We start from the raw sequence: 22,145 nt of genomic DNA on the forward strand, positions 1-22,145 counted from the left end.
CTCTGCACGATACGCGGACGCACGGTCCGGCCGCTTCGAGACGCTCACCGCCGCATCCCGAGCAAGACGACCAATCCCACGGCGAATGCGGCGCCGGCCTGGGCCGCCAGCAGCGCGGCCAGCCAACCCTGCAGCAGGCCCACGGCAAAGCCGATCGCGCCCCCGATCAGAGCGGCGAAGACCAGTAGGACCAGCAATTACTTACCTCCACTGATGATTCGGCCGTCTCGTCGTTTCTGTATCTCGCATGTTTGCAGGTGCGCCAACATCTCCAAGCATTCGGGCGATAAATATTTTCCTGATTCGGGCGGCGTCCTGTCCGGCCGCGCGGAGCCCCGGGTTTTGATCACATCTCGCACCGTCTCTTGCACCTTTCGCACCGAGTGAGGAGCCGCCGCCATGCTGCGTCCGGTTGGAACCCCCACCTCCATCACCCCGTCGTCGCCGCACCATATGGTCGAGACGATCAACGAAGCGTTGGTCAAGACATTGCCGACCGCCTCTCCCGCGCGAATCGGGCTCCGGCTCGGCTGGACGACGAAGCGGGGGCTCGATACCGCGGTGGCGTTGACGGCCCTGTGTCTGCTGCTGCCGCTGCTGCTGCTCATCGCCGTGCTGATCTGGGCCAGCGACGGCCGGGCGCCGATCTTCCGGCACGTGCGGCTCGGCCGGCACGGACGTCCGTTCGGGTGCCTGAAGTTCCGCTCGATGGTCCCGGACGCCGACGTGATCCTGGCCGGGTATCTCGCAGCGCACCCGCAGGCCCGGGTCGAGTGGGAGGCGACGCACAAGCTCACCCGGGATCCCCGGGTGACGACCCTCGGTCAGGTGCTGCGCAAGACCTCGCTCGACGAGTTGCCGCAGCTCTGGAACGTGTTGCGCGGCGAGATGAGCTTGGTCGGGCCGCGCCCGATCGTGCAGGGCGAGGTCGCTCGCTACGGCACGGCGTTCGCGGCCTGCTTCTCGGTCCCGCCCGGCCTGACCGGGCTGTGGCAGGTCTCGGGGCGCAGCGACACCACCTATGCCGAGCGCGTGGCGCTGGACCTGGACTATGCCAGTCGCTGGAGCCTGCGCCGGGATCTCGCGATCATGCTGCGCACGGTGCCGGCTGTCTTGCGCCAGCGTGGCAGCCGCTGACGCGTGCGGCCGTCAGGCCGGGTCGTCGTTCTCCAAGGGCGCCACGAGGCACAGGCGCCAGAACTCGAAGAAGCCGACCGCATACAGCGCGACGAGAAGGCTGATCCCGGACATCGTTTGGCCCCGCAGTGACCGCGAGCCTTAGCCTGCCGGGGAAATGGTTAACGGACCGTTACCGTCTCGATAATCCCGGGCTCAGGACGCACCGGGAGCCTGGGCACCCGCATGATGACGGCCCAAAAGCGCGCGCCGCCGAAATGGATACCGGTTCGGCGTCAGCGAGCGCGTTCAGAAGGCCTCAGAGCCATTCCCCATCGCAACGCCGCGGTGCACGACGCTGCCTTGGGCGGTCGGCTGAGCGGATACAACCGTCGATCCGGTCCTGATCGACGATCATCCAACCACCCCCCCCTCATCCTGAGGCGCGAGCGCAGCGAGCCTCGAAGGAGCCCTCCAGTCTGCTCGCGATCCCTGGAAGGCTCCTTCGAGGGCGCCGTTGCGCGCCGCCGCTTCAGGCTGAGGGGGTTGGATTGGACGGGCGCCGATCAAGACGAAGCCAGCCCCTGTCGTGTAACCGTGTCGCGACGCGATCGGAAACGGCCCTACCGGCAGACGATCGAGCCCTTGAAGCCGCAGGGATCGCCCAGCTTGGTGAAGGCGACGCGCTCGAAGGTGGCGGTGATCGGCCGGCCCGGGTAGCTGGCCGGCCCGAGCCAGGAGACGAAGTCCGCGCCCTGGCCCATCCACAGGCTGAGCATGATCTTGCCGGGATGCGACGGGATCGGCTTGTCGGGCAGGGCCCGCACCTCGCGCAGCAGCCGGCCGTTGACGGACCAGCGGATCCGGTCGGGCAGCCATTCCAGCGCGTAATCGGCCATGGTCGTCGCGGCGTCGAAGCCGAGGTTCTCGATGGTCTCGTGCTGGCCGGTGCCGCCGGTGAAGTAGTTGAGCTGGACGCCCTTCGTGTCCTTGCCCAGGAACTCGAAATCGATCTCGTCGTTCGTCCGGCGGTCGCCGTCCTCCGGGCCGTTATAGGTGAAGAACGCCGAGACGAGCCCGGAGGCCGCGCCCGCCCGCATCCGGACCTCATAGGTGCCGTAGCCGTAGCGCTCCTTGGTCTGGATCTCGGCGCAGCTGAACGGGCGGTCCTTGTAGGGGCTGTCGGCCAGGGTGAGGGTCAGTTCCCCGGAGGTCGGGATCTGGACGCGCTGGCGCGACCACGTGCAGTTCTGGAAGTCGCCGTTGACCCAGCCGTCGGAGATGTACCACCGCCGGTCACCGAGGGTGGAAAACGTCTCCACGAAGGAGCCGCCGCCCCGGAAGGCCGGCGCGTCGCCGGCGGGTTGGGCGGCCTTGTCGTCGGCTGCGGCCGGCAGGACCGGCACAACCGGCAGCAGCAGGGCCGTCGCCAGGCAGGCGCGGCGGATCGGGCGGCGCGGTCTCGTCATGCTCACATCCTCGCCTGAGCCAAAGCAGGGCATCCGAGGGGAGTATCGGCGCGATCGACCGGTCGGGCCGTGATCTTTCGGACGAACGGATCCGGCGCCAGAGCCCTCCTTTTGGACGATCTCGCGTCCCGCGCGCAGGCCGCCTAGCGTGCGGGATGGTCGTCCGGCCCCGCCGGCCGAAGGCGTTTTGGAGTCGTCCGGTGCGAAGCGTCCAGGCCCAGACCGACGGAGCGGATGTCTGCGTCATCATCGCGGCGCGCAACGCCGAGGCCACCATCGCGACCGCGGTCGCCTCGGCACTCCGGCAGCCGGAGGTCGCGGAGGTCATCGTCGTCGACGACGCCTCCACGGACCGGACCAGCGCCGCGGCCGAAGCCGCCGGCGACGGCTCCGGCCGGCTGAAGCTGCTGCGGCTGACGCGTAATGCCGGGCCAGCGGCGGCCCGTAACGCGGCGCTGACGGTCGCGACCGCGCGGCTGCTCTGCGTCCTCGACGCCGACGATTATTTCTTGGACGGGCGCCTGGGCCGGCTCCTGGCCGCCCCCCGCACCTGGGACCTGATCGCCGACGACATCGTCCTGGTCCGGGGCAACGCCGCCGCCACCGTCGCCGGTCTGGTGACCGGGCCCGGCCAGCCGCAGCGTCTCTCGCTGGAGGCCTTCGTCTCCGGCAACATCGGACGCGCGGGCGAGCACCGGCGGGAACTCGGGTTCCTGAAGCCGATCATGCGGCGGTCGTTCCTGCAGCGCCACGGCCTGCGCTACGACGAGCGGCTGCGGCTCGGCGAGGATTACGCCCTCTATGTCGAGGCCCTGGCGGCGGGCGCCGTGTTCGCCGTGACGGCGCCTTGCGGCTATGTGGCGATCGAGCGCGCGGATTCGCTGAGCGCGCAGCATCGGACCGACGACCTGGGGGCGATCATCACCTTCGACGACGCGATGCTCGCCCGGTCGGGGCTCACCCCGGCGGCCCGTAAGGCCCTGCGGGCCCATCGCGACGCCACGATGCGGAAATGGCAGCACCGGCGCGTCCTCGACCGCCGGCGCTCGCACGGCTACGCGGCGGCGGTGCGTGAATTGCTCCAAGCGCCCCGAGCGTGGCAGTATATCCTGTCCGAGACCCTGGATGCCAAGCTGGCGCGGTTCGGTCCGACCCGCGTTCCGGAGGGAGATGCGCCGCCGCGTCTCCTGCTCGGGCCGGGCCAGTTTTTGCGACCGGCGCGATAAGCGCGCGGCCGGCCGGGTTCGTCAGAGCTCGCGCGCGCCGTTCCGCGTCCGGACGGCAGACACGTCGCATTGGACGTCGTCGAGTGCGCAGCGCACCCGCTCCAGCGCGGCACTGAACAAGTCGGTGATCTGAGGATCGCCGGACTGCGCGGCTTGCGGGTCACGGAAGCTGTCCAACAGATACGGCATCATCTTCCCATGAAGCGCCAAGTAGGCCCCGGGATTCGAAAGCTCATAGACCACGGCCAAGGCATGGTAGGCGCGCACCAAAACCTCCAGTGCAACATCCGCGCTGTGCGAGCCCCGGTCGCAATCTTCGATGCTCTTCATCGTGTCGATAAACTAGTTTCCGCCCTTATTGGGGCGTAACATGCCTTATCAACACTGTCGACGCTTCCCGTCATGGCAATTGTCATCGCCGATGCGCGGCGCGACATTTATCACGGGCTCATGGCTCAACGGCAACAGTCGGGTCTTTGGCGGCGTTAGAGCGCTCGCCGCCGAAGTGGAGACCGGTTCGGCGTCAGCGAGCGCACCGCGATTGGGGACGGCTCTACTCCGCGCGCCGACCTCAGCCCTGCATGTATCGGCTTGGCCGGATCATGGTGGCGATCTTGTTCTCGACCTCGACCAGGACGCTGTTCACAAGATGGGCCGCGCCCTCGACCGTCCCGGCGGCAAGCATTTCGCGGCCGCTGGTCTCCTGGATGATGCGGAAATTGTCCTCGACGAACGCGCGGATCTTCTGCTGGACGCCCTCGAACTCGCCCGGATGCGCGGTCTCGTAGAGGAGCGCCAGAGCGAGATAGGCGCGGCCGACCATATCGAGCGCCAGACTTGCGCTCAGTTCGCTGGTCTCGCTCTGTGTGGAGGGCACGGCGGGTGAATTCCCTGTCAAGCGCTATGTTGCAAATCTATCAGTCTGTTCGGTCTCGGACAATCAAGAAAAACGATTGCCTCCATATTTTTATTGAGTTTCCAGCTGTTTAGCGGCCGCATGCGAGGCGGATATTGATCCAGTCGCGGCAATGTATCGGATCGAGACTTGAGACCCGTCTCTCAAGGGGCGTCGATCGGCCGAGCATTGGAACATGAGATTTCCGGCCCTGCCAGGCGTGAACCGTCATCAGGATTCTTCGATAAATTGGGCTGCGATCGAATATCCATCTATAAGTGGTATCTCTATACTGTGACAAATAGCCAGAACATGTTCTAGTGTAGGGCCGACAAAGCATTAGCTAAGACAAATTCTCATGTCAAGCCACTTGATTAACGTTATGGTGGGATTGTAGTCTAGTGGCATCGGTGTCTGGAAAAGAAATCTTCTATGTTGATCCTAGAAAAATGCAAAATTGCATACAAGATGTCCTTGCCGATTCTTATCATGGCACTCGTGAGTGCAGGAACGATCTATTACACACTCAGTATGTTGGGTGACATTACGGAACGGAATCACGTCCTGGTCGATTATTACGTCGCGCGCTTGGAGGCGTTCGCGCAGGTGCGCCAGGATTTCCAGACGGCCGGTCTGATGAACCGCAACATTCTCATCGGTCAGCCGGAGAGCGAACTCCCGGAGTTCGAGAAAGCCTTTCGTGACTCGGTGAAGCGCACGGCCGACAATATCGAGAGCCTCGCCGCCGGTGCATTGAAGCAGGAGGTCCGCGATCTGCTGATCGATATCGGCAAGATCACGCGTGACTATTACGGCGTCCTCGACAAATCCAATGCCCTCGCCCTTGGGAAGGATCGCGCCGCCGCGACCCAACTGGCCATGGTAGCGAGCCGCGAGATCGCGAAGCGCTTTGAACAGACGGCGCGGATCTACGAGGATCGGGTCGACGCGCGGCTCGCCGACGGGAAGAAAGCGACGGAAGCGGCGGCCGCGCAGGCCCGGCTGGTCCTGATCGGTTCCGCGGCGGCAGGCCTGCTCATCGCCCTCGCGCTCTCGGCCGTCATCATCGTGTTCGGCGTGACGCGGCCGCTCGGCAGCCTCGTCACCGTCCTGCAGCGCATGGCGAAGGGCGAGATCGATGCCACCATCACGGAGGCGCGGCGTGGCGACGAGATCGGCGCGGTCGGGCGCGCGGTCGAGGGCATCAAGGCGAGCGTCGCCCGCAGCGCCGCCGAGGAGGCCGAGCGCAAGCGGGCCGTCGAGGCCGCCGCCTCCGCCGAGCGCAGGCGCGTCCGGCTGGAACTGGCCCAGAGCTTCGAGCAGGCGGTCGCCGGCATCGTCGAGCAGGTCGCGTCTTCGGCGACCGAGCTGCAGGCCACCGCCCGTGTGATGACGGACATCGCCCAGGAGGCCGGCACCCAATCCGGCGCGGTGGCGACGGCGGCCGAGGAGGCCGCGGTCAACGTTAATACGGTCGCGGCCGCCACCGAAGAACTCGGCAGCTCCATCCAGGAAATCGGCCGGCAGGTGCAGGGCTCGACCGACCTAGCCCAACGAGCGGTCGGCGAGGCCGACCAGACCGCCGCCCTGGTGGCCGAGCTGAGCGCGGCGGCCAACCGGATCGGCGACGTGGTGCAGATGATCTCGGCCATCGCGGCGCAGACCAACCTGCTGGCGCTGAACGCCACGATCGAGGCGGCCCGCGCCGGCGATGCCGGGCGCGGCTTCGCCGTGGTGGCGAGCGAGGTCAAGGAACTGGCCGGCCAGACCGCCAAGGCCACCGAAGAAATCGCCGGTCAGATCGGCCGCATCCAGGGGGTGACGGGCGAGGCGGTGGGCGCGATCGGCACGATCACGAACCGGATCCGCGAGATCAACGGGGTCGCCAGCTCGATCGCCGCGGCGGTGGAGCAGCAGGGGGCGGCGACGCAGGAGATCGTGCGCAACATCGCTCAGGCGACTGCCGGGACCAAGGAAGTGACGGGCAACATCGTCGGGGTCGCGGACGCCTCCGAGCAGACCGGCGCAGCGGCCGGCAACGTCCTCTCGGCGGCCACCGGCCTGTCGCACCAGTCGGAGCGCCTCTCGGCCGAGGTCGATCGCTTCCTGGCGACGATGCGTGCGGCGTGAGGGGGTTGGAGTGCGATCGCGACGGTCGTCCGGGCCCGGAAGACCCCGGGTTTCCGCAATCAGAAAATCCGCGCCAAGCCCATCCGGTCCTGCGTGAGGCCCTGCATCGCCCGGAGCTTGAGCGCCACGATCCGGTTGTGCCGGGCCATCGTGCGGAGCACCTCGGCGGTCTCGGAATCGCCGGCGCGGGCCAGGGCCTGGGCGGCGCCGGCCATGTCGGTGGCGGTGGCATCCGCCAGCGCCGCGGCGTGCAGATCCTGCGGGGACGACGAAGTCGGTCTGGCCATGGCTGCTCGCGATCGAAGGCTCGCCCGATCCTCCGAACGAAGGGTTAACAACTGGTAAACCGCGGGGTGCTCATTTCCGGACGGGGAGGCGTCCGACGAGCCATCCGGCCTCGTCGCGCACGAGCAGGGTCCAGGGCGGTCCCGCAGGCTCCTCGGCGATCTCGTCGGCCATCTCGGCGATGACGCTGCGCGCCTCGAACAGGGCCTCCGCCAAGTCAGCGGCCTCGACGCCGGTCGTATCGTGGAGCGTGATCTCCGCGTTCGCCAGCTCGAAGTAGAAACGCGCGGCCAAATGGACTCTCCTTGGCCAAAGTCCCCGAGCGAGTTCGGCCTGACGATCCTGCCCGCCTAAACCCTCCGACATCCAGCCCTAAAAGGAGAGAAAAAGACTTAGCTTTTAGGCTGGTTGATCTCACGCAGGCGTCAGGAACAATGCGGGATTCCCGGGGCCTAAGCCCTGCGAGGTATCCGGCCGGTATTCGGGGCGTCCGGGCCGCTCTGCCGGATCGCGCCAGTGCCCTACCCCGTCCCGCCGACCGCCCCTACGCCTTGTTCCTGAGGTGCCGCCGCGATGGCCTCGCCGTAGAGCGGGGCATCCAGGCGGTCGCGGTGCGACGAGGCAAGGACAAGGCGAGCATGAACATCACGATGGTCGGGTCGGGCTATGTCGGGCTGGTCTCCGGGGCGTGCCTGGCCGATTTCGGCCACAGCGTCGTGTGCGTCGACAGCAATCGCGACCGGATCGACGCGCTGAATGCCGGGCAGATCCCGATCTTCGAGCCGGAACTCGGCGCGCTGGTGGCCGAGAACGTCCGCCAGGGCCGGCTGTCCTTCGTCGCCGAGCTGGAGGCGGCGGTCGCGGAGGCCGACGCGGTGTTCATCGCGGTGGGCACGCCGTCCCGCCGGGGCGACGGCTTCGCCGACCTGTCCTACGTCTATCAGGCGGCCCGCAGCATCGCCCGGGCGCTGACCCGCTTCACCGTGGTGGTGACCAAGTCGACCGTGCCGGTGGGCACCGGCGACGAGGTCGAGCGCATCATCCGCGAATTGCGGCCCGATGCCGACTTCGCCGTGGTGTCGAACCCGGAATTTTTACGCGAGGGCGCCGCGATCGCCGACTTCAAGCGTCCGGACCGGATCGTGGTCGGCAGCGAGGACCCCCGCGCCGAGGCGGTGATGCGCGAGGTCTACCGGCCGCTCTACCTCAACGAGGCGCCGATCCTGGTCACCTCACGGCGCACCGCGGAGCTGACCAAGTACGCCGCCAACGCGTTCCTGGCCGCCAAGATCACCTTCATCAACGAGATCGCGGATCTGTGCGAGCAGGTCGGCGCCGACGTCCAGCAGGTCGCCCGCGGCATCGGCCTCGACAACCGGATCGGCGGCAAGTTCTTGCACGCTGGGCCGGGCTATGGTGGCTCGTGCTTCCCGAAAGATACGCTGGCCCTGGTCAAGACCGCCCAGGACGCCGGGACGCCCCTGCGGCTAGTCGAGACCGTGGTGGCGGTCAACGACCAGCGCAAACGCGGCATGGCCCGCAAGGTGATCCGGGCCTGCGGCGGGGTGCGCGGCAAGACGATCGCGGTGCTGGGCCTGACCTTCAAGCCGAACACCGACGACATGCGTGACGCGCCGTCGCTGGCGATCGTGACCGGCCTGCAGGATGCCGGCGCCCAGGTCCGCGCCTACGACCCGGAGGGGATGGACCAGGCCCGGCCGCTCCTGCCCGGGGTCGATTTCGCGCAGGATCCCTACGGTTGCGCGGAGGGCGCGGATGCCCTGGTGATCGTCACCGAGTGGAACGCCTTCCGGGCGCTGGACCTGGCGCGGCTGCGCGCCACGATGCGGGCGCCGATCCTGGTGGACCTGCGCAACGTCTACCGGCCCGAGGAGGCCCGGCTCCACGGGTTTTCCTACAGCAGCGTCGGCCGCCCCGAGGAGCCGGCTTTCGATCGGGAGTCCGCCCGGCCGGCGACGTCGTCCGAAGCGACGGTCCGGTCGCTCCTCGCCGCCGGCTGAAACGCCCGCCCTGGTCGCCGGATCGGGCGATCGGGGCGAGGCCCCGGCAGCGGGTGTCCATGCAGCACACAACGACAAAGCCGTGCCCGATCACAGCGGATCGGGCACGGCTTTGTGTCGTACGGGTCTTGGTCGGACGACGCTCAGGCCGCCGGGGCCTTCACGCTGGCCAGGCTCGAATCCTCGCGCAGGAAGTACTTGTTGGTCAGGTACGCGACCTCGGTGCGGTTCTTCGCCTTCAACTTCTTCATGATGTTGCGGACGTGAACCTTCACGGTGCTCTCGCACATGTTGAGTTCGTAGGCGATGATCTTGTTCGGCGTGCCCTTGCGCAAAGCCCGGGCGACGCAGAGCTGGCGGGGGGAGAAGATCTCGTCCTCGCAGGCTTCGACCGGCTCCTCGACCTTGATGCTGGCGAGGAGCGGGAACAGGCATTCCGCCGGGATGTAGACGCCGCCCGCCTGGACGAGCTGGAGCGCCTGCAGCGCGATGTCGACGGAGGTCGTGGTCGGGATGTAGCCCTTCACCCCGAGCTTGATGGTCCGCACGATCTGGTCGAGGTTCTCCCCGTCCGAGATGACCGCCACCGGCGGGGCGTCGGCCTCGCCCTGCAGCAGCGCCAGCTCCCGGGTGATCTCGGCCCACTCGGTCTCCGAGAGGTTGCCGTCCGGCCGGCACAGCACCACCACGTTGGCGGCCGCGAACGGTGTCTGACGCTTCCAGCTCTCGATGTCCGGGAAGACCTCGAACACCGTATCCTTGTCGGCTTCCCGGAGGGACGCCGCCAGGCATCGACCGACCAGCTGCCGCCGATCGATGATCACGATGCGGTTCGTGCGGGCCAGGGTCGGGTCCCGCTGCTCGATGACGGCCGGACCGTCACCGCCATGGGCGCCCGAAAAGCCGTTGCGGCTTTGGAGACTATCCCGCTCAACGATGACGCGTTCGTCTCGAGTACCAAGACTGGCCATAAGAAGTTACCCCCTTTCGCAGGAGCCCATTGTCAGACGAGGGCGTAGGAACCCAATGAACTCGCCATCGGCGTGACACTGGCGGATTGCGGTCCGTCCGGAGCCTTATTGGATGGCTCTCGATGACCGCGGATATAATGCTAACTTTCGTAAAATCCGCTGTAAATACCCTATCGGCGTCTGTTTGATTAAATTTCTACGCAGGTTAATTCAGTTACGAACTACGTACGTAGCGTGTCGTCCAATCGGCGCCGGCGTCACTGAAAGATCTTGCCGGCATTCGCCAGGTCTTTTCATGTGTGCGACTGTTCGCCAGGCCATTGCGCCGGTATCGGAGCGATCGAGCTGAAGTTTTAGTGGCCCGTAATATGAAACCTGCGGCCCCGGTGTTTTCATCCGTGCGAGCGGACGTTCCCAGGGTCGAATTCAGTTATTGAAACCGGTATTCGTCGGTCTAGTTTGCCGGTTCAAATTCGATTCGCACGCGCGTCACGCACGTGAGCGATCAGCCGCCTGAAAAACAGTTTTGGCAAAATAGAGGGTCTATAGGGACTGATTTTTCGGACGCCTCGACGGTCCCGGGCTTCGTGACGGCCCGAGCGGGGCGAATCGTCGGCGAATCGCGGTCCGGCGGGCGCGCCGGACGGATCCGCGGGCAACTGATTCGCCGCCTGCCGACCAGCCGATCACGCGATCCGCGCCAGCAGGTCCCGCATGCCGTGGTCGTCCACGAATTTCGAGGTCTCGCAGGCGAGGAGGCCGTTCTGCCTCTGCGCGTAGGTCGCGCCGTCGAGAGTGCGCAGGAACGCGATCACCGAGTCCTCCAGCGGTTCCGGGAAGGCCCAGCCGACCCCCTCGGCCTCGGCGTAGCGGCCGGTGGCGGTCTCGGCGCGCGCCAGCGTCAGAGCCCCGCACAACCCGCCCTCGTAGAGCCGGTTCGGCAGCAGCCAGTCCGAATTCAGGCCGTCATCCAAGTAATCGACCGCCCAACTGAAGTGGACGCCGCCATAGATGTCGGGCAGCTCACCGGGATTGGCGTAGGGGCCGCGAAACGTCATGTTCGGATGCCGGCTCAGCGTCGCGGCGAAAACCTCCGGGTCGATATCCTCCTCCGAGAGCCGGCCCGCGATGACGATCCGCACCGAATTGTCGAGCGCCCGCGCGATCGCCGCGAGCATCGTCAGGCTCCGGCGGCAGCGCAGCGTGCCGAACCAGCCGATCACCCAGGGCGGTCCGGCGACGCGGCCGCGATCGAGCCGGTGCGCCACCTCGGCGAGGCGGTGGGCCATCACCTTGTTCTCGAGTAGGTGCCACGGGCCGGAAAAACCCTGGACCGGCTCGAAATAGCGGGTCACGAAATCCGGCGCGCTGACGACGAGGAGCGCGCTGCGGCGCAGGATCCAGCGCTCGACCGCCCGGGCGATCCGCCCGACCCTGTCTCGGCGCACCATCAGCCGCTGGATGTCGAGCACCTCGTAGACCAGCGGCGCGCGGCTGCCCGCGAGACGGGCCGAGGCCCAGGCGACCAGGGCCATGTCGAGGTTGCGGACATAGACCACGTCGGCGGCGCGCAGGTCGCGCCAGCGCGTCAGCGCCCGGACGATCCCGAGCGCGAGCACCGGCAGCCGCCGGCCGTAATGCCGGTCCACGGTCTGCCCGAGGGAAACGGTGTCGCTGGTGCGCGCGGGATCGGCGAGGCCGGTCCTGGCGCGCACGAACATGTATTCGACCACCGACCAGCCGGATTCCCGGATGGCGCCGACGCGTTTCCGGATGGTCGGCTCGATCCGGTCATGGCCGAAGAAGGCGACCCGGCCGAGCACTGCGGTTTCGGGGTGGGTCTGCATCATGGCTTGGCGCACCCGCTGCCGGGTCTCGCAGCCATCCCCCTGATCGTGAGAGGGTGTGAGGCTGTCGGTCGGCCGCCCTTCGAACGGCGATGAGACGAACGCTGGAGCGGCCACGGACGGGCTCGCGCTCCACGACAAGGGGCGGGTCCCCTCTCCCGTGCGGGAGAGGGACAGGGTGAGGGGTGCGACCTGTCCGGAAAAACCTGGTCCCTCACCCCAACCCTCTCCCGCACGGGAGAGGGGGCCTGTCGCGCTCCGCAGCTGCCGACGCGTCTCCCACCCATCCCCCTCATCCTGAGGTGGCGGAGCGCAGCGGAGCCCTCGAAGGAGCCCTCCAGGGATCGCAGCGGCTTCTGGAGCCCTCCTTCGAGGCTGCTGTGCAGCACCTCAGGATGAGGGGCGTGAGTGGGGGCGGCCGGGTTCTTCCGTCCGCCTGGGCGATCCGACCGGCGAACCCCCGTCACGCGGAGGCCCCGGAATCCGTGACGTCGGCGGCCGGCCGGCGCCGCCAGGACCGGGCGAGCCGGGCCGGGGCCGCTGCGGCCGCGGCCCTCTGGACCAGGGCGTTCACGATCGTGCCGCGCCGGACCGCCGGCGTGGTGTTGGTCTTGTTGAGCACGACGCCCAACACGGTGCAGCCGGCGGATTCGAGGTCCTGGACGGCGGCGACCACGTCGTCGATGTTGGTCTTGCCGGCCTCGGCCACGAGGATCATCCCGTCCAGCATGTCGAGGAGCGGCCGGAGCGTCGGGAGCTCGTCCACCGCCGGCAGGTCGACGACGATCCGGTCGAGATGGGTGCGCTCGTCCTGGACTAGGCCGGCGATGGCCTCCGGGGTCATCAGGTCGCTGAAATGCGGATCGCCCGGGAGGAGGCTGCCGCAGGTGAGCAGGCGGACATCCCCGAGCGGGTGCCGCACCGCCTCCTCGGTGCCGCAGCGGCCGGCGAGCACGTCGAGCAGCCCGGGCTGGCCGGCGGCCTGGTTGATCTGCGACAGGGTCGCCTGCCGCACGTCGGCGTCGATCAGCAGGATCCGGCTGGCCGTGGCCGAGCGCGACCGGCCCAGAAGCTGGGCGAAGTTGCTCGCGAAGGTGGTCTTGCCGGTGCCGGCGCCGACCGAGGTCACCCCGATGGCGAAGACCGGGCCGCGGCGGTCGTTGCCGAGCAGATGCGTCTTCAGGCTGTGCAGGCGCTCGACGAAGACCGATTGCGGCATGAACCGCACGGCGCTCGCCTTGAACGCCTCGACGCTCGCCGGGCGCAGGGCTTCGCTGGCATGGTTCTGCGCCAGTGACAGGGCGGCCCGGTAGCCGGGCTCGCGCCGCAGCTCGGGCAGCGCGGCCAGGCAGGACAGGCCCTGTCCGGTGAGCTGCCCGGGCGCCCGCAGGGTCCGGTCGAACCAGTGTCGCGCGAAGGCGCCGCTCACCCCGATCCCGGCCCCGACCAGCATCCCGAGCATCACGATCAGGCCGCCGCGCGGCGCGCTCGGGCGCTCCGGGACGCTCGCCGGGGTGATCACGTGGGCGGAGGCCTGCGGGTAGGATTGCTGGTTGACCGCGTCGATGTAGCGGCTGAGCAGGTTCGTGTAGATCTGGTCGTAGGTCTCGGCGGCCCGGTCGAGCTCCTTGGCCTTCACGCGGGCGTTGCTGGTCACCAGCGTCTTCGAGATCATCGCGTCGAAGGACGCCGTCATGCTGTCTTCGCGCGCCTTGGCGACCTCATAGTCGCGGTCCAGCGAGGCGGCGAGGCGCTCCAGCTCGGCGCGCAGGGATTGCTTGGCCGCCAGCACGTCCTTCTGGATCGCCAGGACCGCCGCATGATCGGGGCCGAGGCGGCGCTTCAGGTCGTCGGAGCGCTGCACCAGGTCGACATACTGCTTGCGCAGCTGGATGATCACCGTGTCCTTGAAGGCCTCCGTCATGCCCGGATCGGCGATGTCGGAGGCGAGCAGCAGGTGGATCTGGTCGCGGGTGGCGCGGGCGTCCACGGTCTTGGACCGGGCGGAGGCGACCGCGGTGTTGAGCTCCTCGAGCTGCTGCTCGCCCACCAGGCCGCGCTTGCCGAGATCGATGATCGCGTGCTCGGCCTTGTAGGTCTGGGCCTCCCGGGAGGCCTCGCTGGCGCGCTGCTGGAGTTCCTTTAGACGCGGCAGGATCCAGTCGCCGGCGACCTTCCAGATCTGCGACCGGTTCTCCAGCTGGGTGGCGACGTAGGCATCCGCCACCGCGTTCGCGACGGCGGCGGCGGCCGCGGGATTGTCGAGGCTGTAGCCGACCTCGATGACGTAGGCCGCGCCGATGCGGGAGGCTTCGAGGTTCTCGCGCACCATGCCGGCCTGGCGCTCCTCCGGGCTCGCCGCGACAGGCGGCTTGGCGGCGGGCGAGAGGCCGATCAGGCGGCCGACGAACAGCTTGACCGCACCCAGCGCATCGCGGACCTTCGCCACCAGCGGATGCGGCGGCACCGACAGCTCCTGCGCTGGCGGCAGGTCGAGCCGGTGCACGGCGGCCAGGGCGATCTTCTCCGAGCGGATATACTCGACCTGGCTCTCGACCTCGGCGATCTCCAGGGGGGACGCCCCGCCCGGGGTGTCGCGGGCGGTGACCGGACTCGGGCGGCTCTCGATATAGACCCGCGCCTTGGCGGTGTAGATCGACGGCGCGGTGGCGACGTAGATGATCGCCGCGACGAGCCCGACGCCGCTGAGCGCCAGGATCGACCGCCAGTTCCGCCGTATGATCGTCAGGATCGCGACCTGGGCTTCGGCGTCGGGTGCGCGCGGCCCGTCCCGCCACGATCGCGCCGGGCCGATGGGATCGGCCCGCAGGAAGGACGCGCTGGTCGAGTGTCTGTTCATGGCTCTTCCCTCACGCGGCGGAAGCACGATTCTGGCGGCGTCAGTTCTGGCCGGCGCCGTCGCCGATCCCCCGCAGGGCGGGGTCCGGCTTGAGCACCACCTCCACGACGTCGCCCGGCTGAAGCTCCGTATCCTCGGCCGCGTCGGTCAGGTTCAGGGTGGTCTTGTTGGGGCGGAAGACGGCGATCGACGCCCGCACGCGGTTGCCGGACAGGAGCTGGGTCCGCAGGGCGCCGGTATAGACCAGCTTGTCGTTGATGCTGTTCAGGCGCGAGCGGAGCGCGGTCAGGTTGTCTTCCGAGACCTGCAGCTTCTCCATGGCGTCCAGGGCCTGCTGGTCGTCAACCCGTTCGAGCTTGCGGGTCAGCTCGCCCTTGTCCCGCTCCAGCTGGGACACCTGGACGGTGGTCTGAAGTGCCCGGGTCGAGGACAGCAGCACAGCCCGGCGGGCATCGGTCAGGCGCGTCGTGACCACGGCGCCGCGCTGGAACAGGGCGCGCACCGCGTCGTACTCGTCGGCGTCGGCGGTGACGCCCTCCTTCTCCTTGGCCTGCTGCTCGGTCAGGCTGACCAGCTGGCCCTGGGCGCGGACGAGGGCGCGCTGCAGATGGTCTTTCTCCTTGCCGATGTCGGTCATCTGCACGCGCAGCTGCTGCTCGGCGAGCTTCTGCGCGACGGTGGCCCGGGACGGCGGCACGTTCAGGGGCGCCTCCGTGCCGGACGGCGATGCCTGGGCCGCCTTGTCGGGACGCGCCCCCGCGATGATCGCCTTCAGCCGCCAGACATTGGCGCTCTCCCGGGCGATGCTGCCCCAGACCGCATCGTATTCGGCGCGCAGGTTGGCGCTCTCGACCACCGGGTTCTCCATCCGGAAGCGCAGGAGGTTGTAGCCGCCGGCCAGCGCCACCGCCTGCCGGACAGTCATGCCCGGGTGGAACGGGTGCTCGCCCTGCTTGGTCACGTCGCCGCTCAGGTAGACCGGCTGGTACTTCGCGATCCGCACCCCGATCTCGTCGGGTTCGATCACGGCGATCGATTCGCGCCCGTCCGTATTGCGCTGCCGCACCGCCTTGGCCGGCAGCGACTTCTGGAGGGTCTTGCGCAGCTCCGCGACGGTCAGCCCGGCCGCCGGCACGTCGCCGAGCAGCGGCACCATGACGGTGCCGTCGACCCCGACCGTCGCCTCCTGCTTGAATCCGGGAATGCTGAGCGCCGTCACCTCCAGGGTGTCGCCCGCCGCGATCCGGTATTCGGCGAAAGCCGGGCGGGCGCCGAGGACGAGCAGCAGTGCCGCGCTCGCGGCGCAGACCCGTCGCAGCGAGGGCGCGCGTCGGGCGGGATTTTCGGCGAAGAATTCGGAACGGGCCGGACGGGACCAGGTCTTCACGCGTCGTCCCTTCATGCTCGGGTGCAGGTCATCCCGCATGATGCGCGGCGGCCGAGCTCGCCGGGACTCGTACAAAAGGACACCGGCCGCACCGCCCGGCGCCGGTCTCTGCCTCTTTCGAGGTAGGCCCCCCGGGGCTCGGCCGCCCGGGACGAAGGCGGTGCGCCTTTCGGGGGATCATCAATATCGAAAGCCTGGGTTCCCGATCGTCCACAGCTCCGCGCAGTTTTGCCGCACAGAAGTTCGGCAGAAGGAGCGACGGGGATGCCGATTACCGATGCGGATATTGAGCAGGATGTGGGTATTTTCTACCCGGATCTCGTTAATATTTACGGATGTGAAATAAAGACCGGATCGCGCATCGGCCCGTTCGTCGAGATCCAGCGGGGCAGCACCATCGGCCCCCGCTGCAAGATCTCCTCCCACACCTTCATCTGCGAGGGCGTTTCCATCGGCGCGGAAGTGTTCGTCGGCCACGGCGTGGTCTTCACCAACGAGCGCTACCCCGAGGCGACCAACGAAGACGGCAGCCTGAAGCGCGACGGCGACTGGGAGCTGGTCGAGACCGTCGTCGGCGACCGTGCGTCGCTCGGCTCCAACGCCACCATCGTGGCCGGCATCACCATCGGGGAGGGCGCCCTGGTCGGCGCCGGCGCGGTCGTGACCCGCGACGTCCCGCCCTACGCCATCGTGGCCGGATGCCCCGCCCGGGTCATCGGCGACACGCGCCAGAAGCGCGCGCGATCCCGCCGGCCGTCCGCGGCCAAGCCTCTGCAGATCGCTTGAGGGGACACACGCACATGATCGCCATCGGAATCGTCGGCTACGGCTATTGGGGGCCCAATCTGGCCCGCTGCACGTCGGAGACCGAGCAGTGCCGGCTCGCCGCCATCGCCGACCAGTCGCCCGCGGCTTTGGCCCGGGCGGGCAAGCGCTATCCCGCCGCGGAGCTTCACCAGGATTGGCGCGACCTCATCGCGGATCCGCAGATCGACGCCGTCATGGTGGCGACCCCGGTGAGCTCGCATTTCGAGATCGCCATCAACGCGCTCCGGGCCGGCAAGCACGTCTTCATCGAGAAGCCGATCACGTCCTCGGCCGTCGAGGCCCGGCTGCTGATCGCGGAGGCGGCCAAGCGCAACCTGACCCTCATGGTCGATCACACCTTCGTCTACACGGGCGCGGTCGAGAAGATCCATGAGCTCATCTCGAGCGACGCCATCGGCGACATGTTCTACTACGACTCGACCCGGGTGAATCTCGGCCTGTTCCAGCGCGACGTGAACGTGATCTGGGACCTCGCGGTCCACGATCTCGCGATCCTCGACCACGTGCTGGACCTCGCCCCGGTGGCGATCTCGGCGAGCGGCACCGGCCATTTCAGCGGCCGCCCCGAGAACATGGCCCACCTGACGATCTTCTACCCGCGCGGCGTCGTCGCGCAGATCAACGTCAACTGGCTGGCCCCCGTGAAGGTCCGGCAGACTCTGATCGGCGGCAGCAAGAAGATGATCGTCTACAACGACCTGGACCCGATCGAGAAGATCAAGGTCTACGACCGCGGCGTCACCGTCGGCGACGGCTCCGGGGACATCACCGAGCTGATGGTCTCGTACCGGACCGGGGACATGTGGTCGCCGCACCTCTCCTTCCGCGAGGCGCTCGTCGTCGAGATCGAGCATTTCGTCGACTGCATCGCCACCGGCAAGGCGCCGAAGACCGACGGCCACAGCGGCTTGCGCGTGGTCGAGCTGCTCGAGGCCGCGATGCGCTCCCTGCGCCAGAACGGCCACCCGATCGACCTCATGCCACTTGCGAGGGCCTCGTGATCCCGTTTCTCGACCTTAAGGCGCAGTATGCCGCCATCGGCGGCGACGTCGAAACCGCCGTCATCAACGTCCTGCGCAGCGGCGACTTCGTCCTCGGACCGGCAGTCACCGCCTTCGAGGCGGCCTTCGCCAAGGCCTGCGGCGCCAAGCACGCGGTGGCCGTCAGCAGCGGCACCGCGGCGCTCCACCTCGCGCTGCTGGCCCTGGATATCGGCCCGGGCGACGAGGTCATCACGGTCTCGGCGACCTTTGTGGCGACGGTCGCGGCCGTGCTCTACGCCGGCGCGACGCCCGTGCTCGTCGACATCGACCCGGTGAACTGGACCATGGATCCGGCCCTGGTCGAGGCGGCGATCACGCCCCGCACCAAGGCGATCCTGCCGGTGCACCTGCACGGCCGGATGGCGGATCTCGACGCGCTCGGCGCCATCGCCCGGCGCCACGGGCTCGCCCTGATCGAGGACGCCGCCCAGGCGCATCTCGCCGAGCGCGGCGGCAGGAAGGCCGGCACGATCGGAGATATCGGCTGCTTCAGCTTCTATCCCGGCAAGAATCTCGGCGCCTACGGCGAGGGCGGTGCCATCGTCACCGACCGGGACGACCTCGCCGAGGCGGCGCGGTGCCTGCGCGACTGGGGCCAGCAGGGCAAGTACAACCACGTCCGGCACGGTTTCAACCTGCGCATGGATGGGGTCCAGGGCGCGGTGCTCGGCACCAAGCTCCCCTATCTGGAGGGCTGGACCCGGGCCCGGCAGGCGGTGGCGGCCGAGTACGGCGCGCGGCTCGCGGGCCTCGGTCTCGACCTGCCGGGTCCGGCCGGACGCGACCACGCCTTCCACGTCTACGCGGTCAGCACCCCCGACCGCGAGGGCCTGCGCCAGCACCTGACCGAGGCCGGGATCAGTACCGGCATCCACTACCCCGTCCCGGTCCATAGGCAGCCCGCCTACCGCCATCTCGACGACGGCACCGGCCGCCTGCCGGTCACCGAGCGCCTGGCCGCCCGGACCCTGTCCCTGCCGATGTTCCCGGAACTGACGACCAGCCAGATCGACAGCGTCTGCCGGGCCGTCTCGAGCTACTGCGAGGTCGCCGATGCCCAAGCTGCGTGAGGTTACCAAGGGAAGCCGCTTCGGCGGCGACCTGCGCGGGACCCGGATCCTCGTCACCGGCGGATCCGGCTTCATCGGATCCCACATCATCGACCTGCTGGTCGAGGCCGGCTGCGACGAGATCGTGGCCGTCGACAACATGGTGCGCGGGCGCCCCGAGAACCTGAAGGACGCCCTCGGCTCGGGCCGTGTCCGGCTGGTGCAGGGCGATATCCGCGACCGCGCCCTGATGGACAGCCTGGTCAAGGGCACCGACGTGGTGTTCCACCAGGCGGCCCTGCGGATTACGCAATGCGCCGCCGAGCCCCGCCAGGCCTTCGAGGTGATGGCGACCGCGACCTTCGACCTGCTGGAGCGCTGCGTCGAGGCCGGCGTCGCCAAGGTGGTGATGGCCTCCTCGGCCTCGGTCTACGGCATGGCCGAGAGCTTCCCGACCACGGAGAAGAATCACCCCTACGACAACCGCACACTGTACGGGGCTGCCAAGTCCTTCGGCGAGGGCCTGCTGCGCTCGTTCAACGACATGTACGGGCTGGATTACGTCGCCCTGCGCTACTTCAACGCCTACGGGCCGCGCATGGACCTGACCGGCCGCTACACCGAGGTGATGGTGCGCTGGATGCAGCGCCTGGCCGAGGGCCAGTCCCCGATCGTGTTCGGCGACGGCCTGCAGACCATGGACCTCGTCCATGTCCGCGACATCGCCCGGGCCAACATCCTGTCGGCGACCGCCCCGGCCACCGACGTGGTGCTCAATGTCGGCACCGGCGTGGAGACCTCCCTGGTCGATCTCGCCGGCCATCTCACCCGGATCATGGGCCGGGACGGCACCCCGCTCATCCACGAGGCCGAGCGCGCCGTGAACCCGGTGCCCCGGCGCCTGTGCGACACCAGCCTCGCCCGGGAGCTGATCGGTTTCGAGGCCGAGATCGGGGCGGCCGAGGGCCTCGCCGACCTGGTGGCCTGGTGGAGCGACGAGGCCGGTTCGGATCACCTGAGGCGGGCGCTCGCATGATCCCGATCGCGAAACCCGATGTCGGCGAGCCGGAGGCGGAGGCCGCCGCCGCCGTGGTTCGCTCCGGCTGGCTGACCCAGGGGCCGCAGGTCGCGGCCTTCGAGGCCGAATTCGCCGCGCTCGTCGGCGCTCCCCATGCCTGCGCGGTCTCGAACTGCACCACCGCGCTGCATCTCGCGCTGCTGGCCGCCGGGGTCGGACCCGGCGACGAGGTGGTGACGGTGAGCCACAGCTTCATCGCCACCGCCAACGCCATCGCCCAGTGCGGGGCCACGCCGATCTTCGTCGATATCGACCCGGCGACCTTCAACATGGCCCCGGAGGCCGCCGCCGCGGCGGTGACCGAGCGGACGAAGGCGATCGTCTGCGTCCACCAGATGGGCATGCCCTGCGACCTCGAGGCCATCGTGGCGATCGGGCGCCGCTCCGGCATCCCGGTCATCGAGGACGCGGCCTGCGCGATCGGCTCCGAGCGGCTCCAGGGCGATGTCTGGCGGCCGATCGGCGGGCCCGCCGGCGACATCGCCTGCTTCTCGTTCCATCCGCGCAAGGTCCTGACCACCGGCGACGGCGGCATGATCACCACGGCCAATCCCGACTGGGACCGCAAGTTCAGGCTGTGGCGCCAGCACGGGATGAGCGTGTCCGACGTGGCGCGCCACGGCAGCGCCAAGGTGGTCGCCGAGGCGTACACGGTCGCGGGCTACAATTACCGGATGACCGACGTGCAGGCCGCCATCGGCCGCGCGCAGCTCACCCGGCTGCCCGGACTGATCGCCCGGCGGCGTGCTCTGGCTGACGGCTACAAGGCGCGGCTCGCCGACCTTCCGGAGGTGACGCCGCCGCCCGAGCCGATCGGCTCGCGCAGCAACTGGCAGAGCTTCTGCGTGCGCCTGCCGGAGACGGCCGACCAGGGCGCCGTGATGCAGGCGATGCTCGACCAGGGCATCGCCACCCGCCGGGGCATCATGTGCGCCCATCTGGAGCCGCCCTACGCCGAGGCGCCCCGGCGCTTCGCCCTGCCGGAATCGGAGCGGGCGCGCGACCACGCGCTCCTGCTGCCGCTCTATGCCGGCATGGACGACGCGATGCAGGACCAAGTCGTCGCCGGCCTGCGCGCCGCCCTGCGATGATGCCGAACGCGATGGATTCGTCCCTCTCCCTCGGTCGCGGACACGGCTTTGCCGGCGTCAAAGTCCTGCGGCGCCTCGCCCGCGCCTGCGGGGTGAATCGCCAGCGCGTGAACGCCGTGCGGATCGCCTGCGAGCGCAAGGCGCTCGCCGTCGGCGGCCGGCGTCACGCGCGGACCGGCGGACGGATCCTCTGCTACCACTCGTTCGGGCAGCCCGAATGCGGGATCAACGATGTCGATCCGAACCGCTTCGCGCTCCAGATCGATCAGGCCCTCCGTCTCGGCTACCGGTTCGTTCCCGCCGCCGAGATCGCCCGGGGCGGCGGGGCTCGCACCGACCTCGCCATCACCTTCGACGACGGGTTCAAGTCCGTCCTGACCCGGGCCTTCCCGGTCCTGTCCGAGCGGGGCATCCCGTGGTCGTTCTTCGTGGTTCCGCTGTGGTGCGACGAGGCCACGCGGGACGGCACCGACCAGATCCTGAACTGGCGCGATATCGAGCGGCTCGTCGCCGCCGGTGCCGATCTCGGCAGCCATTCGATGACGCATCCGGATTTCGGCCGTCTCGACGAGGCCGCCGCGATGGCCGAGCTCGGGGAATCCCGTCGGCTGATCCAGGCACGGCTCGGGGTCGCGCCCGACAGCTTCGCGATCCCGTTCGGACAGTCGCGGAACTGGACGGCGTTTTCTGGCCGCGCCGCCTCGGAGGCCGGCTACGGCACCGTCTACGCCCAGGCCGAGAAGACCCGGCCCCGGGGCACCGTCGCGCGGACCTTCGTCACGCAATTCGACGACGCCCTGGTGTTCCGCGCCTTGCTGGACGGTGCCTTCGACGCCTGGGAGGAGTGAG

General features: G+C 68.6%; 20 protein-coding genes. 10 read left to right on the forward strand and 10 right to left on the reverse strand.

Annotated elements, in window-relative coordinates; genetic code table 11:
- Positions 1–44: 44 nt before the first annotated feature.
- Positions 45–197, reverse strand: coding sequence for a hypothetical protein (locus MKL20_RS27635; RefSeq protein ID WP_244039355.1), 153 nt, complete (start codon positions 195–197; stop codon positions 45–47).
- Between the two features lie 202 nt (positions 198–399).
- Here MKL20_RS27635 and MKL20_RS27640 point away from each other — a divergent pair, with 202 nt between their 5' ends.
- Complete coding sequence (locus tag MKL20_RS27640; protein WP_244039356.1) at positions 400–1,137, forward strand: sugar transferase; 738 nt, start codon at positions 400–402, stop codon at positions 1,135–1,137.
- A 602-nt stretch (positions 1,138–1,739) separates the two neighbouring features.
- Here the strand turns inward: MKL20_RS27640 and MKL20_RS27645 are convergent.
- Positions 1,740–2,585, reverse strand: coding sequence for a glycoside hydrolase family 16 protein (locus MKL20_RS27645; RefSeq protein ID WP_244039357.1), 846 nt, complete (start codon positions 2,583–2,585; stop codon positions 1,740–1,742).
- A 200-nt stretch (positions 2,586–2,785) separates the two neighbouring features.
- On the opposite strand from MKL20_RS27645, the gene MKL20_RS27650 reads away from it, so the two are divergent.
- Positions 2,786–3,811, forward strand: a complete 1,026-nt coding sequence (locus MKL20_RS27650; RefSeq protein WP_244039358.1) for a glycosyltransferase family 2 protein — start codon at positions 2,786–2,788, stop codon at positions 3,809–3,811.
- Positions 3,812–3,832: 21 nt separating this feature from the next.
- Here MKL20_RS27650 and MKL20_RS27655 read toward each other — a convergent pair whose 3' ends face one another.
- Entirely contained in the window at positions 3,833–4,141 is a 309-nt protein-coding gene (locus tag MKL20_RS27655) for a hypothetical protein (protein ID WP_244039359.1), read from the reverse strand.
- A gap of 241 nt (positions 4,142–4,382) precedes the next feature.
- Positions 4,383–4,688 (reverse strand): hypothetical protein, encoded by a 306-nt coding sequence (locus MKL20_RS27660; RefSeq protein ID WP_244039360.1) that lies wholly within the window; start codon positions 4,686–4,688, stop codon positions 4,383–4,385.
- A 450-nt stretch (positions 4,689–5,138) separates the two neighbouring features.
- On the opposite strand from MKL20_RS27660, the gene MKL20_RS27665 reads away from it, so the two are divergent.
- Positions 5,139–6,836 (forward strand): methyl-accepting chemotaxis protein, encoded by a 1,698-nt coding sequence (locus MKL20_RS27665; RefSeq protein WP_244039361.1) that lies wholly within the window; start codon positions 5,139–5,141, stop codon positions 6,834–6,836.
- Positions 6,837–6,895: 59 nt separating this feature from the next.
- Here the strand turns inward: MKL20_RS27665 and MKL20_RS27670 are convergent, their stop codons facing one another.
- Both MKL20_RS27670 and MKL20_RS27675 read right to left on the reverse strand, forming a co-directional pair.
- On the reverse strand, positions 6,896–7,123 hold the full coding sequence (locus MKL20_RS27670; protein ID WP_244039362.1) for a hypothetical protein: 228 nt from the start codon (positions 7,121–7,123) through the stop codon (positions 6,896–6,898).
- A gap of 70 nt (positions 7,124–7,193) precedes the next feature.
- Positions 7,194–7,415 carry a DUF6894 family protein gene (locus MKL20_RS27675; protein WP_243968426.1) on the reverse strand — a complete coding sequence of 74 codons (222 nt, stop codon included), beginning with the start codon at positions 7,413–7,415 and terminating at the stop codon, positions 7,194–7,196.
- Between the two features lie 344 nt (positions 7,416–7,759).
- On the opposite strand from MKL20_RS27675, the gene MKL20_RS27680 reads away from it, so the two are divergent.
- A complete protein-coding gene (locus tag MKL20_RS27680) occupies positions 7,760–9,142 on the forward strand; it encodes a UDP-glucose dehydrogenase family protein (protein ID WP_244039363.1) in 1,383 nt (460 codons plus the stop codon).
- 143 nt (positions 9,143–9,285) lie between these two features.
- Here the strand turns inward: MKL20_RS27680 and MKL20_RS27685 are convergent, their stop codons facing one another.
- The 4 genes from MKL20_RS27685 to MKL20_RS27700 all read right to left on the reverse strand — a co-directional run bounded on the left by MKL20_RS27685 (position 9,286) and on the right by MKL20_RS27700 (position 16,207).
- Positions 9,286–10,113 (reverse strand): LuxR C-terminal-related transcriptional regulator, encoded by an 828-nt coding sequence (locus MKL20_RS27685; RefSeq protein ID WP_244039364.1) that lies wholly within the window; start codon positions 10,111–10,113, stop codon positions 9,286–9,288.
- Between the two features lie 686 nt (positions 10,114–10,799).
- On the reverse strand, positions 10,800–11,963 hold the full coding sequence (locus MKL20_RS27690; RefSeq protein ID WP_244039365.1) for a glucosyl transferase: 1,164 nt from the start codon (positions 11,961–11,963) through the stop codon (positions 10,800–10,802).
- 460 nt (positions 11,964–12,423) lie between these two features.
- Complete coding sequence (locus tag MKL20_RS27695) at positions 12,424–14,820, reverse strand: GumC family protein (protein WP_244039366.1); 2,397 nt, start codon at positions 14,818–14,820, stop codon at positions 12,424–12,426.
- A 40-nt stretch (positions 14,821–14,860) separates the two neighbouring features.
- On the reverse strand, positions 14,861–16,207 hold the full coding sequence (locus MKL20_RS27700; protein WP_244039367.1) for a polysaccharide biosynthesis/export family protein: 1,347 nt from the start codon (positions 16,205–16,207) through the stop codon (positions 14,861–14,863).
- Between the two features lie 264 nt (positions 16,208–16,471).
- Between MKL20_RS27700 and MKL20_RS27705 the strand changes: the two genes are divergently transcribed.
- Genes MKL20_RS27705 through MKL20_RS27730 form a run of 6 tightly spaced genes read left to right on the forward strand, consistent with a single transcriptional unit; the run spans position 16,472 to position 22,144 of the window.
- Entirely contained in the window at positions 16,472–16,993 is a 522-nt protein-coding gene (locus tag MKL20_RS27705; RefSeq protein WP_244039368.1) for an acyltransferase, read from the forward strand.
- Positions 16,994–17,007: 14 nt separating this feature from the next.
- Positions 17,008–18,036 carry a Gfo/Idh/MocA family protein gene (locus MKL20_RS27710; RefSeq protein ID WP_244039369.1) on the forward strand — a complete coding sequence of 343 codons (1,029 nt, stop codon included), beginning with the start codon at positions 17,008–17,010 and terminating at the stop codon, positions 18,034–18,036.
- Positions 18,033–19,148 carry a DegT/DnrJ/EryC1/StrS family aminotransferase gene (locus MKL20_RS27715; protein ID WP_244039370.1) on the forward strand — a complete coding sequence of 372 codons (1,116 nt, stop codon included), beginning with the start codon at positions 18,033–18,035 and terminating at the stop codon, positions 19,146–19,148. The genes MKL20_RS27710 and MKL20_RS27715 overlap by 4 nt, the downstream gene beginning before the upstream one ends.
- Complete coding sequence (locus tag MKL20_RS27720) at positions 19,132–20,163, forward strand: SDR family NAD(P)-dependent oxidoreductase (RefSeq protein ID WP_244039371.1); 1,032 nt, start codon at positions 19,132–19,134, stop codon at positions 20,161–20,163. Before MKL20_RS27715 ends, MKL20_RS27720 begins: the two co-directional genes overlap by 17 nt.
- Positions 20,160–21,296 (forward strand): DegT/DnrJ/EryC1/StrS family aminotransferase, encoded by a 1,137-nt coding sequence (locus tag MKL20_RS27725; RefSeq protein WP_244039372.1) that lies wholly within the window; start codon positions 20,160–20,162, stop codon positions 21,294–21,296. Before MKL20_RS27720 ends, MKL20_RS27725 begins: the two co-directional genes overlap by 4 nt.
- Positions 21,297–21,307: 11 nt before the next feature.
- Positions 21,308–22,144 carry a polysaccharide deacetylase family protein gene (locus tag MKL20_RS27730; RefSeq protein WP_244039373.1) on the forward strand — a complete coding sequence of 279 codons (837 nt, stop codon included), beginning with the start codon at positions 21,308–21,310 and terminating at the stop codon, positions 22,142–22,144.
- Position 22,145 lies beyond the last annotated feature (1 nt).

The organism is Methylobacterium sp. E-066 (genome assembly GCF_022829635.1).
Taxonomy (GTDB): domain Bacteria; phylum Pseudomonadota; class Alphaproteobacteria; order Rhizobiales; family Beijerinckiaceae; genus Methylobacterium.

What these genes read in the sequence shown, in the direction of transcription:
- MKL20_RS27640 (WP_244039356.1), top strand. Translation starts at nt 400, where the DNA reads ATGCTGCGTCCGGTTGGAACCCCCACCTCCATCACCCCGTCGTCGCCG.
- MKL20_RS27645 (WP_244039357.1), bottom strand. Translation starts at nt 2,585, where the DNA reads ATGACGAGACCGCGCCGCCCGATCCGCCGCGCCTGCCTGGCGACGGCC.
- MKL20_RS27655 (WP_244039359.1), bottom strand. Translation starts at nt 4,141, where the DNA reads ATGAAGAGCATCGAAGATTGCGACCGGGGCTCGCACAGCGCGGATGTT.
- MKL20_RS27665 (WP_244039361.1), top strand. Translation starts at nt 5,139, where the DNA reads ATGTTGATCCTAGAAAAATGCAAAATTGCATACAAGATGTCCTTGCCG.
- MKL20_RS27670 (WP_244039362.1), bottom strand. Translation starts at nt 7,123, where the DNA reads ATGGCCAGACCGACTTCGTCGTCCCCGCAGGATCTGCACGCCGCGGCG.
- MKL20_RS27680 (WP_244039363.1), top strand. Translation starts at nt 7,760, where the DNA reads ATGAACATCACGATGGTCGGGTCGGGCTATGTCGGGCTGGTCTCCGGG.
- MKL20_RS27685 (WP_244039364.1), bottom strand. Translation starts at nt 10,113, where the DNA reads ATGGCCAGTCTTGGTACTCGAGACGAACGCGTCATCGTTGAGCGGGAT.
- MKL20_RS27690 (WP_244039365.1), bottom strand. Translation starts at nt 11,963, where the DNA reads ATGATGCAGACCCACCCCGAAACCGCAGTGCTCGGCCGGGTCGCCTTC.
- MKL20_RS27695 (WP_244039366.1), bottom strand. Translation starts at nt 14,820, where the DNA reads ATGAACAGACACTCGACCAGCGCGTCCTTCCTGCGGGCCGATCCCATC.
- MKL20_RS27705 (WP_244039368.1), top strand. Translation starts at nt 16,472, where the DNA reads ATGCCGATTACCGATGCGGATATTGAGCAGGATGTGGGTATTTTCTAC.
- MKL20_RS27710 (WP_244039369.1), top strand. Translation starts at nt 17,008, where the DNA reads ATGATCGCCATCGGAATCGTCGGCTACGGCTATTGGGGGCCCAATCTG.
- MKL20_RS27720 (WP_244039371.1), top strand. Translation starts at nt 19,132, where the DNA reads ATGCCCAAGCTGCGTGAGGTTACCAAGGGAAGCCGCTTCGGCGGCGAC.
- MKL20_RS27725 (WP_244039372.1), top strand. Translation starts at nt 20,160, where the DNA reads ATGATCCCGATCGCGAAACCCGATGTCGGCGAGCCGGAGGCGGAGGCC.
- MKL20_RS27730 (WP_244039373.1), top strand. Translation starts at nt 21,308, where the DNA reads ATGGATTCGTCCCTCTCCCTCGGTCGCGGACACGGCTTTGCCGGCGTC.